The organism is Curtobacterium sp. SGAir0471 (assembly GCF_005490985.1).
GTDB lineage: Bacteria > Actinomycetota > Actinomycetes > Actinomycetales > Microbacteriaceae > Curtobacterium.
This window is the reverse complement of record NZ_CP027869.1, coordinates 2,165,669-2,181,475: the sequence shown is the minus strand read 5'-3', so window position 1 is coordinate 2,181,475 and position 15,807 is coordinate 2,165,669. Positions and strand designations below refer to the sequence as shown.

The window sequence follows — 15,807 nt, the reverse complement described above, 5'->3', positions numbered from 1 at the left end:
GAGCACCATGAGCACCACCGCCCGCCCGCGAGAACCCCGCGTCTCGGTCGTCATCCCCGCGCGGAACGAGGCGCGCAACCTCGAGATCGTCCTGCCGATGCTGCCGCCCGTGCACGAGGTGATCCTCGTCGACGGGAACTCCGTCGACGACACCGTCGCCACCGCGCGACGCGTGCTGCCGTCGATCCGGGTCGTGCAGCAGACCCGGAAGGGCAAAGGCAACGCCCTCGCGTGCGGCTTCGAGGCGGTCACCGGCGACGTCGTCGTGATGTTCGACGCCGACTGCTCCGCGGACGCCGCAGAGATCCCGCGGTTCGTCGACGCCCTCGTCGCCGGCGCCGACATCGCCAAGGGGTCCCGCTACGCGCCCGGCGGCGGCAGTGACGACATCACCGTCGTCCGGAGCCTCGGCAACAAGGGACTCAACCTGATCTCCAACCTGCTGCTCGGCGCCGCGTACACGGACCTCTGCTACGGCTACAACGCGTTCTGGGCGGACACGCTCCCGACGGTGGGCCTGCTGCCCTCGACACTGCCGCAGCCCGCGGACGGCTCGATGCGCTGGGGTGACGGGTTCGAGATCGAGACGATCCTGACGTGCCGCTGGTCCGCCGCCGGGTTCGCGATCACCGAAGTGCCGAGCCACGAGAAGCTCCGCGTGCACGGCGTGAGCAACCTCAACGCCGTGAGCGACGGCATCCGCGTGCTCACGTCGATCGTGCACGAGCGGCGGCGCGCCCGCGAGGTCGCGGACCGCGCCCGGCTCGCGCCCGTCGCCGGTCGTGTCGGCTCCGGCCCGGTGGCCCTGCTCGACGAGGAAGCGGCGTGACGCTCCCCACGGTCGCGGTCGTCATCTGCGCGTACACGCAGCAGCGCTGGGGCGACCTGCAGGCCGCCGTCGAGTCCGCGAAGCGGCAGCCCGAGGCGACCGAGGTCGTCGTCGTGATCGACCACGAGCCGGAGCTGCTGCTCCGCGCCGCAGCGCGGTGGCCCGGACTGCGAGTCGTCCCGAACACCGAGGACCGCGGGCTGTCCGGCGCGCGGAACACCGGCGTGGCGCTCGCCGAGTCCGACGTCGTCGCGTTCCTGGACGACGATGCAGCCGCCGACCCGGACTGGTTGATGCACCTCGTGGAGGCGCTCGAGCTGCCGGACGTCGTCGGCGTCGGCGGTCGGGCGATCCCGTCGTGGCCGGACACCACCGGCGCGGGACCGTTCCCCGACGAGCTGCTCTGGATCGTCGGCTGCAGCTACACCGGGCTGCCGACCGAGGCCGGCGACGTCCGGAACGTGATCGGCTCGAGCATGGCCTTCCGACGGGACGTGCTGCTCGCCGCGGGCGGCTTCCGGTCCGGCATCGGCCGGGTCGGCAACCAGCCGCTCGGCTGCGAGGAGACGGAGCTCTGCATCCGGATCGCGCAGATGCGCCCGGAGTCCCGCATCCGCTACGAACCGCGCTCGACCGTGTCGCACCGGGTGTCGCCCGACCGGGTGTCGATGCGCTACGTCCGGCGTCGCAGTTACTACGAGGGCATCTCGAAGGCCGTGCTGAGCCGGCGGGTCGGCGCGCGGGACTCGCTGTCGAGCGAGGGCACGTACCTGACCCGGGTGCTCCCCGGGGCGCTGCTGCGCGAGCTCGGTGCCCTCGGCCGCGGTGGTGGCACGCGTGCGCTGGCGATCGTGACGAGCGTCGCGGCGACGGTCACCGGGTACGCGGTGGGGCGGACGCTCGGGACCGTCGTGGTCCGGACGGCTGCACCGGCTCCGGCCCGGGAGCGTGTCGCGGTCTGACCGCTGTACGACCGGACCTGCGGATCGGCCCCGGTACCCGAGAGGGTGCCGGGGCCGTTCCGCGCGCCGCGGGGCGGGTGGTCGCGCCGCGGGGCGGGTGGTCCCGTGGTGGGGGTGAGCGGTCGCGTGGTGTGGGCGGGCGGTCGCGTGGTGTGGGTGAGCGGTCGCTTGTTGCGGGTGCGCGGTCGCTGCTCAGCGCGAGCCGCCGCGTGCCGCCCGGAGCCGCTGGAGGAACCACGGCAGGCAGGCGAGCACCCCGACGACGCGGAAGACGTCCCAGACGGTGTCCTGCGGCGCGAGCAGGGACGCCGCGGCCAGGAGCACGGCGGGCACCACGACGAGGGGGACCCGGCGGGAAGGACCCCGCCAGTCGCGCCGGTCCGGCAGTGCGGCCTGCTGGAGCACCGCGAGCAGCGCGTAGGAGAGCACCGTCGAGACCGCGGCCCCGGTGATGCCGAGCGGTGGGACGAGCAGCAGGTTCGCGCCGATGTTCACCACGGCGGCGGTGGCCGCGATCACGCCGACGGCGACGCCCCGGCGCTCGACGACGAGCAACCGGCCGGTGGCGCCGCTCGCGACCACCGGGAAGGCGGTCAGGGCGACGACGAACACCACGACGGAGAGCTCGTCGACGCGGTACGACGCGGGTGCGAGCACGGGGAGGGCGACCGGCGACACGAGCGTGACGGCGAGGAGCACCGGTGCGAGGAGCAGGTAGAGCTCGTCACGGGCGTGCATCGCGAGGCGACGGCGCTCTGCGGCGTCGCGGAGCGCGGCGAAGTGCGGTGCCCAGGCGCTGTTCGTGAAGGTCAGCAGCAGGACGACGGCCGAGCCGACGACGTAGGCGATCTGGTAGCGGGCCACCTCGTCGGGGCCGAGGAGACGCTGCACGACGATGCGGTCCCCGGCGTTCAGGACGAAGTACGACAGGTTGCCCAGCGCGATCGGCACGCCGAGCCGGAACGCCCGGGCCGTGGTCGCACGGTCGACCAGCCCGCGGATCCTCGGACGGACGGCGACGACGCCGATGACCATCGCGACGCCCTGCGCCACGACGCCGCCCCAGGCGTAGGTCGTCGCGTCGGCGTGCACGAGGAGGAGCAGGCCGAGGCCGATGACCGACCCGCCGACCGAGGACAGCAGGCTCGTCACGGCGAAGACACGGATCCGGTCCTGCGCCACGAGCAGTGCCAGTGACGTCTGCACGACCGCGGCCGGCAGGGTCCAGAGCACGGCGACCAGCAGCAGCGGGTGCGCTCCGACGAAGCCGGCAGCGTCGCCCCACGCCGGGATCGACCCGAGCGCGGCGAGCGTGACCAGGGTCGCGAGGACCGCACCGACCGAGACGAGACCACGGGCCCTCCGGTCGTCGCCGTCCTCGGCGCGCTGCAGCACGGCCGCCTGGTCGAGGCCGGCGACCGCGAGCACGCTGAGGGCCTGGTAGAGCGCGATCGCGGAGGCGAGCACGCCGAACTCGGCGGGCGCGAGCAGGTGCGCGAGGACGGGGGAGACGAGGGAGCTGACGACGAGCTGCATCGACCAGACGACGACGTAGAGCAAGCCGCGGCCGAAGAGCGTCGAGGCGCCCCTGCGGACGGCGGTGCTGCCGGTGTCGGTGCTCGTGTCGGTGTCGGCGTCGCGCGCGGCGGCGACGTGCCGTCCCGGGCGCCGTGCCGTCGTCCGCGTCACGCTCCGGGCGTCGGACGAGGCGCTCACGGGGTGGTGGACCCGACCGGTCGTTGGCCACGCAGGCCGACCGCCGCGTCGACGAGGTCGAGCAGGTCGGCGCTGCGGCTCGTGGAGAACTTCCGGGCGAACAGGAGCGGCGGTCGCGCGTCCGGGGCGGTCCAGTGCTCGAGCAGCCGCCCGGCGTCCGGGGTGCCGAGCCACGGCGGGCTCTTCATCCGCGTGCCGTCCCACCCGATCCACCAGAGCGAGTGCTCGAGGTGCTCCTCGGCGAAGCCCGGCACCAGCGCGGGGGAGCCGAGGACGGACGGGACGAAGGACTCGTCCGCGATCCAGGCACGGCGCCAGAAGCGTACGAGGTCCGGACGGCGGTCGACGACGTCGAGGACGGCGCGAGCGTGCTCCCGACTGATCACCTTCACCTGCGAGCCGCCGGTCAGGACGACGTCCCGTGGCAGCCGTCGCGGCACCGGCAGCCGGAGCATGTGCTTGCGCCAGGCCCAGTGCCGGTAGCGGAACCGCGACCAGCCCCCGCCCCGCCAGTCAGCGTGCGGCAGCGGGTGCGTCACGAGGAACGAGCGTCCGGGGTGCGCCGCGAGCACGGCATCGATCTCGTCGGTGGTCGCGAGCGGGTAGTCGCTGCCGGTCAGGACCGCGATGTGGCTCGCGTCCGTCTCGGCCAGGGCCGCCCGGTAGCCGGCGAGCTCCGCTTCGACGTTCTCCCACCGCGCCCACCCGGTGCGGAGTCGATCGAGCAGTCGGACGCGGGACGGCAGCCCCTTGGTCATCGCGGCGTGCTCGCGGTCCGGGGTGCGGTCGTCGCAGTGCAGGAAGACGGGGAAGGGGTCGAGCGCCGCGACGAGTCGGCGGACCTGCGCCGGGTCCTCGTGTGCGAGCACGACGCAGGCGAGTGCCGCGGTGGGGGTGGGCATGCCAGCGACGCTAACTCCGGCCCGGAAGGCCGGACAAGGAACCCTCGGGGCGCCTGCGGGGATGCGGCGGTTTCCCGCACGGGCCCCCACGGTGCTGCCGCCCCGGTGCCGCTCCCTCGGTCCCGCTCCGTCAGCGCCTGCGGCGGAACCGCGGACAGTCGCAGAGCGCGCAGTCCGAGCCGGGACGGTAGTGCTCGTGTGCCTCCTGCCCGTGGCCGCAGGCACACGTGGCGGTGTCGGTCGCGCTCGACGCGACGACGGGCAGCAGCGACACGGTGGTCACGGAGGGCGCTGCCGCCGTGTGTGCGGTCGGACGGACGCCACGGCGCGTGGTGTCGGTGCCCAGCAGCATGCGTCCTCCTCGCACCCGACGCGCTGCCGTCGGGACGTGACCGATCCTACGGGCGCGCACGCGCAGACGCCCGAGGTCATCCGGCCAGCGAGCGACCCGCCTCGACGTCGCGCCAGCGTCGTCGACTCCGGAACCACGCCGACGGGCCGGCCGGGAAGCCCCGGAGCTCGTGCAGCGCCAGCGACCGCGGCACCGGCGTGCTCGGCGCCGCCGGCAGCGTCGGGACCGTGGCCGCCCGGTCATCGGCACCCCGCCCGCGGAACACGGCATCGATCGCACCCCGGGCCTTCGCCGTCGCCGCGAGCGGCACGAGCCGCGCGAGGACGGCGAGGTGCCGTCGGTCCCTGGCGACCAGCGCGCAGAGCAGGGCCGTGAAGCCGACCCCGTTGCCGTGCAGCTGTGCGTGCAGCTCGGCGATCGTGCGGCGGTGCCGGTGGTGCACGACCGCGCGGGGTTCGAAGCCGACGCGTCCGCCGCGCCAGAGGGTCTCGACGAACATCGCCAGGTCCTCGCCGCCGCGAGCGGGGGACCCGGCGCCGAGCGTCGGGTCGAAGCCGCCGACCGCCTCGAGCAGCGTCCGGCGGAACGCCATGTTCGCGCCGGCCCCGTACGCACCGATGCCGTACACCGGGAACCGCCGACGGACGGTGCCGTCCGGGCGCACCGCCGTGACACGGGCGAACCGCATGGGGCCGGGCACGTCCTCGGGCACGATCGTCACCGGCTCGAAGGAGCGCTCGCCGCTGAACCCTCCGTAGTACGCCTCGTACCAGACCTGTGCGGGCGTCTGGAGCTCGGCCGGCAGGATCACGCCGCTGACCGCGTCGAGGCCGGGCTCGCGGACGAAGCGCTCGCCGAGGGCCCGGAGCCAGCGCGGGTCGACCCGGACGTCGTCGTCGGTGAACGCCACGACCTCGCCGCGGGCCGCCGCGATCCCGGCGTTCCGGCCGGCGGACAGTCCCGGTCGCCGTTCCTCGACGAGCCGGACCGCCCGCCCCGCGAGCAGGGCCGGCAGCGGGTCGTCGGCGGGGACCCGCACGCGGTTGTCGACCACCAGGACCTCGTGCTCCGGGTAGTCCAGGTGCTCCAGGACGTCGAGCAGTCGGCCGAGGTCGTCCACCCGGTCGACGACCGTGGACACCACCACGGACACGGACGGCAGGTCGTGGTCGTCGACGGGTGCCGGGGGCGAGGCGGATGCCGACGACGCGGCAGCGAGCGCGGTCAGCACCCTCGCGGCGTCCGACGCGTCGTCCGTCAGCGCCACCGCGGACGTGCAGACCGGGACGCCGTCACGGTGCCCGACGACGAGCGCGTCCGCACCGGTCGCGTCGGCGACGAGTGCCGGCAGCGCGGCATCCAGGTCGACGTGCACGACACGCCGGGGACCGGGCAGGGCGACGGCGGTGGGGGTGGCCATGACCCGGACGCTACGGGCAGCGCCACGCGCCGGACAACGGTGGGGCTGAACGGTGGCGGGAGCCGTGCGGAACCCCGCAGCCGCGCGCGTAGGGTCACCGGCATGGAGGTCACGAAGCTCGAACACGCGTGCCAGGTCGTCACGAAGGACGGGGCGCGCCTCGTGATCGACCCCGGCGGCTTCACCCGGTCGGTCGACGTCGACGGTGTCGTGGCCGTCGTCGTCACGCACGAGCACCCGGACCACGGGACCCCGGAGCAGCTGCGCGGGATCCTCGACCGGAACCCGGACGCGGTGGTCCTCGGGCCGTCGGGGGTGCGCGCGGCACTGGCCGACGCGGGCATCGCGGTCGAGGTGGTCGGTGACGGCGACCACCGCGCGCCCGGCCCCTTCACGCTCGACTTCCACGGCGCCCGGCACCAGCGCATCCACTCCTCGGTGCCCGTCGTCGACAACACCGGCGTCCTGGTGGACGGTCGGCTCTTCCACCCCGGCGACGCGTACACGGTGCCCGGCGTCCCGGTCGAGGTCCTCGCGGCCCCGGTCGGGGCGCCGTGGCTCAAGGTCGAGGAGATGATGGACTGGATCGCCGCCGTCCGCCCGCAGCGGGCCTTCCCGGTGCACGAGGCGACGCTGTCCGAGATCGGCTTCGCGATGCACACGGACCGCCAGCGCGAGGCGCTCGGGGACGGGGAACTCGTCGTGCTCCGGCCCGGTGAGTCGCTCACGATCTGAGCCCCGCAGCGTCGGCCCGGAGGCGCGGCACACCCGGGCGACACGCCTCGTTTTGGCAGCGTGCGCGCGTTGTGCCATACTTATCGGGTTGTCGGAACGGCCCCATCGTATAGCGGCCTAGTACGTCGCCCTCTCACGGCGGTAACGCGGGTTCGAATCCCGCTGGGGTCACCACAGGTGGCTACCACCGAGTCCGACAACGAGTGCGTCCCGCTCCCGAGCGGGGCGTGCGGCCCCATCGTATAGCGGCCTAGTACGTCGCCCTCTCACGGCGGTAACGCGGGTTCGAATCCCGCTGGGGTCACCACACCGCAGAACCCCCTCCGAGCTCCGGCTCGGAGGGGGTTCCGTCGTTCCGGGCTGCGCGGTCCGGGGTCGCTGTCGTCCGGGGGTGTCCGCGCCGCCCGGCGTTCGGTCGCGTCAGGCCCGCCCATCGCGCTCGTGTCCCGAGAGCCGGGCGTTGGCGGCGGTCGCCGCGGTCGTCATCCGGTCGAGGAACGCCAGTGCCGAACGGACCTCGTCGGCATCGGACGCACGCAGGGCACCGGCGACCTCGCGTCCGGCGAACCCGAGGAACGCCTCGTTCGCCACACGAGCGGTCTCGGTCGTCCGGAGGGTCACACGGCGGCGGTCGGTGCTCTCCCGGTGCCGCGTGACGTGACCCGCGGTCTCCAGTCGGTCGACGAGCACCGACGTCGCCCCGGACGTCATGCCGATCTGCCGCGCGAGCTGCGCGGGGGACAGCGTCGTCCCCGCCCGTTCCGCCCACAGCACCTGCCCGAGGGCGTTCGCGTCGGTGGGGGACAGGCCCACCCACGTGCCGAGGTGCCGGTTCAGTTCGTCGAACGCCACCGCCCAGTCGCGGAGTCGGTGCATCACGGCGATCTCGTCCTCGGTCCACGCGGTCTCGAGCGGGTCGACGTCCGGCATCCAGGTTCCTCCACAGTCAAGTCACTTCACTGTAAAGCACAAGCAGGCGTACGGGTCGCCGGCCGTCGCACACGAGGAGCAGGACATGTCCGCACCACACGCAGTGATCTCGGGAGCGAGCATCGCAGGTCTGTCCGCCGCCTGGTGGCTGCGGCACACCGGTTGGCAGGTCACCGTCGTCGAACGCGCGCCGGCCTTCCGCGACGGCGGCCAGAACGTCGACGTCCGCGGTGTCGCAAAGCAGGTGCTCGAGCGCATGGGACTGACGGAGGCCGTCCGTGCCGCGAACACCACCGAGACCGGCACGGTCCTGGTCGACACCGACGGACGCGTCACCGCGACGCTGCCGGAGGGCCCGGACGGTGCGACCGCCGAGCTCGAGGTGCTCCGCGGCGACCTGGCGCGGACGGTCCTCGACACGCTGCCCGACGGCGTGACCCTCGTGTTCGGGGAGCGGATCACCGACGTCGACGACACCGTCCCCGACCGTGTCACCGTCACGACCGACCGCGGCCGGGTCCTCCGGGCTGACCTGCTCGTGGTCGCCGAGGGGGTCCGCTCGACCACCCGGGCGCTCGTGTTCGACCACCCTGGCGACGTCGACGAACGGGACCTGGGGGTCACGATGGCGTTCGGCACGATCCCGCGGACGAACTCCGACGACCGCCGGTGGCGCTGGTACAACGCGGTCGGTGGACGACAGGTGCACCTCCGCCCGGACCCGTACGACACCACCCGCGCGATCCTGGCCTGGGCCGGTGACGACGACGGGGCGACCGGCGCCGATCGCGAGCGGGTGCAGGAGCGGCTCGAGGAACGCTTCGCGGACGCCGGGTGGGAGTCCCGTCGCGTGCTCGACGGCTTCGCGACGTCGGACGACGTCTACGTCGACCGGCTCACCCAGGTCCGGATGCCCGTCTGGCGCCGGGGCCGGGTCGCGGTCGTCGGGGACGCGGCGTGGTGCGTCACGCCGATGGGCGGGGGCGGCGCGTCGCTCGCGTTGACGAGCGGGTACGTCCTCGCGGCGTCGGTGGCCGGTCGGTCCTCGGGCCGCGACGCGCTCGACCGGGCGCTCGCGGCGTTCGACGACTGGATGCGACCGCTCGTCGACGACGTGCAGGGCATCCCGCGCGGGATCGTCCGGTTCGCCTACCCCCGTACGCGGCTCGGCCTCGCGCTCCGCCACGTCGCCGACAAGGTGCTGCTCGAGGGGCCGCTGCAGGGCCTCGCGGCGAAGGCCACCCGTGTCGCGGAGACCGATCGCGAGCTGCCGCCCGTTCCGGCTGCCTGAGGCTGCCGATCGGGGCGGCGCGGTGGTCAGTGGTCAGTGGTCAGTGGTAAGTGGTCGGGAGTGCGTGGTCAGCCGGGGTGCTCGTCGAGCCACCGGTCCAGCTCGCGGGCTGCGGCCCGTCCCGCCCGGTTCGCTCCGACGGTCGACTGCGACGGGCCGTACCCGATGAGGTGCACGCGCGGCTCGTCGGCCACCCGGGTGCCGGCCATCGGGACGCCGCCGAGCGGACCGCGCAGGTGCATCGACTGCAGGTGGTCGAGGTCCGCGCGGTAGCCGGTGGCCCAGAGCAGGACGTCGACCGAGGTGTCGGAGCCGTCGGCCTCGACGACGCCGTGCGGACGGATCCGCGTGAACATCGGCCGTCGCGCGAGCACACCGCGTCGGGCGGCGGCACGGAGGGCGTCGGTCCAGATCAGGCCCGTGTAGGACACGATGCTCGCGGGCGGCCGTCCGGCCCGGACGTCGTCGGCGACCCGGCGCTCGACGTCGACCCCGTCGACCTCGTGGACGAAGTCACCCGGCAGGAAGACCGGCTCGCGGCGGGTGTACCAGACGGTCGAGGTGACGAGGCTGATCTCGTCGAGGAGCTGCACGGCGGAGATGCCGCCGCCGACGACGGCCACGCGTCGCCCGCGGAAGTGCTCGGCGTCGACGTACTCGCGGCTGTGGAGTTGCTCGCCGAGGAAGGTCGCGGCACCGGGCACGTCGGGCACGACCGGCGTGTTCCACGTCCCGGTCGCGTTGACGATCGCACGCACACGCCACGAGCCGTGGTCGGTCGTCACCGTGAGCGGTCCGTCGGCTCGGTCGTCGACGGGGGCGACCGACCCGACCCGGACCGGGCGCAGCACCGGGAGGTCCTCGTGTGCCTCGTACGCGGCGAAGTAGCGGGGGACCGCGGAGCGGGCCGCTTCGGCGGGGTCGACGGGTGGGAGCGGCATGCCCGGCAGGTCGTGGATGCCGTTCACCGTCGCCATCCGCAGCGATGCCCACCGGTGCTGCCACGCGCCTCCCGGCCGTGCGTTCGCGTCGAGGACGACCACGGAGCGTCCGCCGACCGCACCCTCGGGCTCGGTGCCCTGCAGGACCCGGAAGCCCCGACGGCGCAGGTGGTGGGCGGCGGACAGGCCGGCCTGACCGGCGCCGACGACGGCGACGGTCGCGCCCCGCCCCGCGGTGTCGACGTCCACCCGGCGAGCGTACCGGCGCGGGGGACGCGGTCGGGGTGGAACGATCGGTCTTCCCCCGTTCGCGGCACCGCTTCAACCGGCGGTTAGGTTAGCCTCACCTAACGTGAACAGCGAAACACCACTGCTCGAGATCCTGACGTCCGACACCGCCGGACGGTACCGGAGCGTCGTCGGCGGGGCGGTCGACCGCACCGCCGACCGGCTCGCCGCGGTCGAGGCGCCGACCACCGACACACCCGCGTCGGTCCTGCGCGACCGGGTCGCGGCGATCGACCTCGCGCGACCCCTCGGCTCGGCGGAGGCCGCCGTCGACGAGGTCGACGAACTCTTCGCCGCCGAGGCCGTCTGGTTCCACGACCCCGGCTCCCTCGCCCACCTCAACTGCCCGGTCGCGGTGCCCGCGGTCGCCGCCGAGGCGGTCCTCGCGGCCGTGAACCCCTCGGTCGACACGTGGGACCAGTCCCGCATCGGCACCGAGATCGAACGCCGGGTGGTGACCTGGGCCACCGGGACGATCGGGTTCGCGGCCGGGGACGGCGTCTTCACCTCGGGCGGGACGCAGTCGAACCTGCACGCACTCCTGCTGGCACGTCAGGCCGTGACGACCGCACGACGTGGGTCCGCCCGCCGTGCTCCGGCGCTCGACGACCTCGTCGTGTTCGCCGCCGCGTCGAGCCATTTCTCCGTCCGGAAGTCGGCGATGCTGCTCGGCCTGCCCGAGCGTGCCGTCGTCGACGTCGCGGCCGACGCCGCCGGCCGGATGCAACCGGACGCCCTCGCCCACGCGATCGCCGACACCCGACACGGGGGCCGGACCCCGATGGCCGTGGTCGCGACCGCGGGCACGACCGACCGGGGCTGCATCGACCCCCTCGTGCCGATCGCCGACGTGTGCGACCTGGAGGACGTCTGGCTGCACGTGGACGCCGCGTACGGCTGCGGGCTCCTCGTCTCCCCGACCCGCCGACACCTGCTCGCGGGCATCGAGCGTGCGCGGAGCGTCACGGCGGACTTCCACAAGTCGTTCTTCCAGCCGGTGTCGTCGAGCGCCATCCTCGTCCGCGACCCCGAGGACCTGCGCCGGGCGTCGTGGCACGCGGACTACCTCAACCCCGAGGACGCGGACGAGCCGAACCAGGTCGACAAGTCCCTGCAGACCACCCGGCGGTTCGACGCCCTGAAGCTCTGGGCGACGCTCCGGGCGAGCGGTGCCGAGGCGATCGGACGGGCCTTCGACACGGTGCTCGACGTCACCGAGCGCGTGCACGAGTACGTCGCGGCGCACCCCGACCTGGTGCTCGTCGCGACGACGCAGCTGAGCACGGTGCTGTTCCGCTGGCAGCCGGACGGCGTGACCGACGCCGCGGCCGACGCGCTCGTCGCACCGCTCCGGGCCGCGCTGCTCGCCGAGGGACGGGTGCTCGTCGCGAAGACGGTGATCGACGGCCGTCCTTGCAACAAGCTCACCCTGCTGAACCCCACCACGAGCACGGAGCAGGTCGTCGCGTCGCTCGACCACGTGGTCCGCACCGCGGCGCGTCTGCACGGCGACGGCGTCCAGGGCCACGCCGACACCACGACGGGAGCGACCCGATGACCAGCACCAGCACCACCAGCACCAGCACCACCGGCACCACCAGTGCGAGCGTCGCCGGCACGGGCGCCGTGGCGGACCGCGTCCACGACCTCGTCGGCATCGGCACCGGCCCGTTCAACCTCGGGCTCGCCTGCCTGACCGACCCGCTCGACGACCTCGACGCGGTGTTCCTCGACCAGGCCGACGGCTTCGCCTGGCACCACGGCATGATGCTCGACGACGCCACCATCCAGGTGCCGTTCCTCGCCGACCTCGTGAGCATGGCGGACCCGACGTCGCCGTTCTCGTTCCTCGCCTGGCTGAAGGAGACCGGTCGGCTGTACCAGTTCTACATCCGCGAGGACTTCCACCCCCTGCGCACCGAGTACGACGCGTACTGCCGGTGGGCCGCCGACCGGCTCGACACGCTGCGCTGGGGCCGCCGCGTCGTCGCCGTCGAGCACGACGAGGACACCGACCTGTTCACCGTCCACGCGGAGACCCCGGACGGACCCGAGCGGTACGTCGCCCGGCACGTCGTGCTCGGCATCGGCACCGAACCGGCCGTCCCCGACGCGCTCCGGGACCTCGACGGACCGGTCGTGCACTCCGCCGGCTACCTGTCGGCACGCGACGCGCTCCGGCGTGCCGACTCGATCGCCGTCATCGGCAGTGGGCAGTCCGCCGCCGAGGTCTACCGCGACCTGCTCGAGGGCATCCGCGACGGCGGGTACCGCCTCGACTGGATCACCCGCTCGCCGCGGTTCTTCCCGATGGAGGACACCAAGCTCACGCTCGAGATGACGAGCCCGGAGTACACCGACCACTTCCACGCGCTGCCGACGGACGTCCGCGACCGCCTCGGCCGCGAGCAGCGGGGGCTGTACAAGGGGATCAGCGCCGACCTGGTCGACGAGGTCTACGACACCCTCTACCGCATCAGCGCCCGGGGGTCGGTGCCGACGACGCTCCGGACCGACACGAGCGTCGTCGCCGCCGAGTGGCTGCCCGACCGGGACCGCTTCCGACTGACGCTCCGGCACGCGCAGCTCGGCACCGAGGCGACCCACGAGGTCGCCCGGCTCGTCCTCGCGACCGGGTACCGCCCGCGGACCCCGGACTTCCTCGCGCCGGTCGAGCACCTCGTGGCGCGCGACGACCGCGGCCGCTTCGCCGTCGCGCGGGACCTGCACGTGGACACGATCGGCGGCCGGATCTGGGTGCAGAACGCCGAGGAGCACACGCACGGCCTGACCGCTCCGGACCTCGGGATGGGCGCGTGGCGGAACGCGTCGATCATCCGGTCCGTCACGGGGCGCGCCGTGTACGGCCTGGAGGAGCGGATCGCCTTCCAGGAGTTCGGCCTGCCCGGTGGACGGCCGGCTCCGGATCCTGCGGCCGGCACCGACGCGGACGCTGCGGCGAGCGCCGCGGCGGTCGCCGCACCCGGGGGCACCGACCGGGGCGGACGCCGGACCGCGACCGTCGGGGTCTCGTCGTGAGCGCCCCGGTGACGGCCGCCGCACCGGCGGGCCCGACCACGGGCCTCCCGTCCGTCCACCCCGTCGACCCGGACCGTGACGCCGCCGTCGTGCAGTCCTGGCTCGCGCACCCGGCGTCCTCGTGGTGGGGGATGCCCGACCACGACGTCGACGCCGTCCGGTCGTACCTGCGCTCCGTGCAGGACGACCCCGGGCAGTCGGGCTGGCTGCTCCGCCGGCGCGGCGAGCCGATCGCGTACGCGGAGACGTACGACCCCGCGGTCGTGCTGCTCACCGACGTCTGGGACGCCGAACAGGGCGACGTCGGCATGCACCTGCTCGTCGCCCCGCCGCCGGCGGCCGGATCGTCAGCCGGCGGCCGCGTGCACGGGCTCACCAGCGCCGTGATGCGGGCCGTCGTCGAGCACTGCCGCGACGCCCTCGGTGCACGGCGGGTCGTCGTCGAACCGGACGTGCGGAACACGGCGGTGCAGCGGAAGAACGCCGAGGTCGGGTTCAGGGTGCTGCGCGAGGCCGACGTCGACGGCAAGCGGGCGCTGTTCTCGGTCCTCGACACCGCGCGGATCGGAGTGCCGGACGACGACGGTCCCGCGGCGCACCTGCGGCCGGAGCACCTCGAGCCCGCCGAGCGGCACCTCGTCGCGAAGGCCATCGCCGAGTTCACCCACGAGCGGTTGATCGCCCCACGGCCCGACGGGGACCACTGGGTGCTCGACACGGGCGACTCGACCTACCGGTTCACCGCGCGGGTGCACACGCTCGAGCACTGGGTGGTCGACGAGACCTCGCTCACCCGCACCCGCAGGGGCGTCCCGGTGCCGCTCGACGCGCAGGACCTCGTGCTCGCGCTGCACGAGCGGCTCGGGATCCCGGACGCCCTGCTCGGCACGTACCTCGAGGAGATCGCCTCGACGCTCGCGAGCGCCGCGGTCAAGCACCGACGCGGGGGACCCTCGGCCGCGCAGCTCGCCCGAGGCCGGACCGACGGCGACGTCGTCGCGGGGTTCCAGGACGCCGAGGCGGCGATGACCGAGGGGCACCCCGCGTTCGTCGCGGCGAACGGCCGGATCGGGTTCGGGCTCGACGAGTACCGCGCGTACGCCCCCGAGTGCGGCGGGCGCTTCCGGTACCGCTGGCTCGCCGCCCGTCGGGAGCACACGCACCTGGCGCTCGCCGCAGACCGCACCGAGGCACAGCACTGGGACGCCGAACTCGACGCGTCGACCCTGGCGCGCTTCCACGAGGTGCTCGAGCGGCGCAGCCTCGACCCCACCGAGTACACGTGGTTCCCGGTGCACCCGTGGCAGTGGCAGCACCGGATCGCGGTGACCTTCGCGCCGGACCTCGGACGGCAGGACCTGGTCGACCTCGGTGAGGGACCGGACGACCACCAGCCGCAGCAGTCGATCCGCACCGCGTTCAACCGCTCGCATCCGGAGCGGTCCTACGTCAAGACGGCGCTCGCCGTGCAGAACATGGGGTTCCTGCGCGGCATGTCGCCCGCGTACATGCGCACCGCGCCCGCGGTGAACGACTGGGTCGCGGGGCTCGTCGAGGCGGACCCCGTCCTCGCCGACGCCGGGTTCGGGGTGCTCCGGGAGCACGCCGCGATCGGGTACACCGGGGACGTCTGGCACCGGATCGGGTCGGTGCCGGCGCAGCAGGGCGCGCCGCAGCGGAAGATGCTCGCGGCGCTCTGGCGGGAGAGCCCGGTGCCGCGACTCCGTGCGGGGGAGCGGCCGATGACCATGGCGGCGCTGCTGCACCGGGACGCCCGGGGACGCTCGGTCGCGGCGGCGCTCGTGGCGCAGTCGGGGCTCGACGCCGTGTCGTGGGTCGAGCGGTACCTCGACGCCTACCTCCGTCCCGTCGTGCACTGCCTGACCGAGCACCAGCTGCTGTTCATGCCGCACGGCGAGAACCTCGTCCTCGTGCTGCGCGACGGAGCGGTGTCCCGCGTGTTCATGAAGGACATCGGGGAGGAGGTCGCGGTCGTCGGGGACGTCCCCGTGCCGGCCGGGATCGAGCGGATCATGCACCCGGTTGACGACGACGAGGCAGCGCTCGGCGTCTTCACCGACGTGTTCGACGGCGTGCTCCGGTACCTCGCGGCGATCCTCGACGACGACGGGATCCTGCCGAGCCACGCGTTCTGGCGGCTCGTCGGGGAGTGCGTGGACGGTGCGGCTGCGGGACGGGCCCGAGCGATCGACCTCCGGGCGCCGGACTTCGAGCACTCGTGCCTCAACCGGCTGCAGCTCCGGAACACCCTGCAGATGGTCGACCTGTCGGCGCAGAGCGACTCGCTCATCCGGGCCGGACGGATGCCGAACCCGATCGCACGCTGAGGGTCCGCTCACCCGAGCGGCCACGGACGGGGCCCGCGGGTGGCGAGCACGCTC

At 74.0% G+C, this 15,807-nt stretch carries 12 protein-coding genes and 2 tRNA genes; 9 read left to right on the top strand and 5 right to left on the bottom strand.

Annotated elements, in window-relative coordinates; translation table 11 throughout:
• The first annotated feature begins 7 nt into the window (after positions 1 to 7).
• Positions 8 to 829 carry a glycosyltransferase family 2 protein gene (locus tag C1N91_RS10095; protein ID WP_137767605.1) on the top strand — a complete coding sequence of 274 codons (822 nt, stop codon included), beginning with the start codon at positions 8 to 10 and terminating at the stop codon, positions 827 to 829.
• The gene (locus C1N91_RS10090) at positions 826 to 1,791 is read left to right on the top strand and encodes a glycosyltransferase family 2 protein (protein WP_137767604.1); all 966 of its coding nucleotides are present in this window, start codon (positions 826 to 828) and stop codon (positions 1,789 to 1,791) included. Before C1N91_RS10095 ends, C1N91_RS10090 begins: the two co-directional genes overlap by 4 nt.
• Positions 1,792 to 1,983: 192 nt before the next feature.
• Here C1N91_RS10090 and C1N91_RS10085 read toward each other — a convergent pair whose 3' ends face one another.
• From C1N91_RS10085 to C1N91_RS10070, 3 genes are all read right to left on the bottom strand, one after another.
• A complete protein-coding gene (locus C1N91_RS10085; RefSeq protein ID WP_137767603.1) occupies positions 1,984 to 3,507 on the bottom strand; it encodes a lipopolysaccharide biosynthesis protein in 1,524 nt (507 codons plus the stop codon).
• Positions 3,504 to 4,409, bottom strand: a complete 906-nt coding sequence (locus C1N91_RS10080) for a beta-1,6-N-acetylglucosaminyltransferase (protein WP_137767602.1) — start codon at positions 4,407 to 4,409, stop codon at positions 3,504 to 3,506. The genes C1N91_RS10085 and C1N91_RS10080 overlap by 4 nt, the downstream gene beginning before the upstream one ends.
• Positions 4,410 to 4,837: 428 nt before the next feature.
• On the bottom strand, positions 4,838 to 6,181 hold the full coding sequence (locus tag C1N91_RS10070; RefSeq protein ID WP_137767600.1) for a glycosyltransferase: 1,344 nt from the start codon (positions 6,179 to 6,181) through the stop codon (positions 4,838 to 4,840).
• A 102-nt stretch (positions 6,182 to 6,283) separates the two neighbouring features.
• On the opposite strand from C1N91_RS10070, the gene C1N91_RS10065 reads away from it, so the two are divergent.
• The 3 genes from C1N91_RS10065 (at position 6,284) to C1N91_RS10055 (ending at position 7,223) form a co-directional block, all read left to right on the top strand.
• Positions 6,284 to 6,916: an MBL fold metallo-hydrolase gene (locus tag C1N91_RS10065; protein WP_137767599.1), complete on the top strand. Its 633-nt coding sequence runs from the start codon at positions 6,284 to 6,286 to the stop codon at positions 6,914 to 6,916.
• Positions 6,917 to 7,014: 98 nt separating this feature from the next.
• Positions 7,015 to 7,090 (top strand) — tRNA-Glu (locus C1N91_RS10060).
• 57 nt (positions 7,091 to 7,147) lie between these two features.
• Positions 7,148 to 7,223, top strand: a tRNA-Glu gene (locus tag C1N91_RS10055).
• A gap of 113 nt (positions 7,224 to 7,336) precedes the next feature.
• Here the strand turns inward: C1N91_RS10055 and C1N91_RS10050 are convergent.
• Complete coding sequence (locus C1N91_RS10050) at positions 7,337 to 7,846, bottom strand: MarR family winged helix-turn-helix transcriptional regulator (RefSeq protein WP_137767598.1); 510 nt, start codon at positions 7,844 to 7,846, stop codon at positions 7,337 to 7,339.
• An 85-nt stretch (positions 7,847 to 7,931) separates the two neighbouring features.
• Here C1N91_RS10050 and C1N91_RS10045 point away from each other — a divergent pair, with 85 nt between their 5' ends.
• A complete protein-coding gene (locus tag C1N91_RS10045; RefSeq protein ID WP_137767597.1) occupies positions 7,932 to 9,137 on the top strand; it encodes an FAD-dependent monooxygenase in 1,206 nt (401 codons plus the stop codon).
• Positions 9,138 to 9,205: 68 nt separating this feature from the next.
• Here C1N91_RS10045 and C1N91_RS10040 read toward each other — a convergent pair whose 3' ends face one another.
• Entirely contained in the window at positions 9,206 to 10,327 is a 1,122-nt protein-coding gene (locus C1N91_RS10040; protein WP_137767596.1) for an NAD(P)-binding domain-containing protein, read from the bottom strand.
• Between the two features lie 103 nt (positions 10,328 to 10,430).
• On the opposite strand from C1N91_RS10040, the gene C1N91_RS10035 reads away from it, so the two are divergent.
• The 3 genes from C1N91_RS10035 to C1N91_RS10025 are packed head-to-tail and all read left to right on the top strand — an operon-like array spanning position 10,431 to position 15,753.
• Positions 10,431 to 11,924, top strand: a complete 1,494-nt coding sequence (locus C1N91_RS10035) for a pyridoxal phosphate-dependent decarboxylase family protein (RefSeq protein WP_254678219.1) — start codon at positions 10,431 to 10,433, stop codon at positions 11,922 to 11,924.
• Positions 11,921 to 13,405: a lysine N(6)-hydroxylase/L-ornithine N(5)-oxygenase family protein gene (locus tag C1N91_RS10030; RefSeq protein ID WP_137767595.1), complete on the top strand. Its 1,485-nt coding sequence runs from the start codon at positions 11,921 to 11,923 to the stop codon at positions 13,403 to 13,405. Before C1N91_RS10035 ends, C1N91_RS10030 begins: the two co-directional genes overlap by 4 nt.
• Positions 13,402 to 15,753 (top strand): GNAT family N-acetyltransferase, encoded by a 2,352-nt coding sequence (locus C1N91_RS10025; protein WP_254678218.1) that lies wholly within the window; start codon positions 13,402 to 13,404, stop codon positions 15,751 to 15,753. The genes C1N91_RS10030 and C1N91_RS10025 overlap by 4 nt, the downstream gene beginning before the upstream one ends.
• Positions 15,754 to 15,807 lie beyond the last annotated feature (54 nt).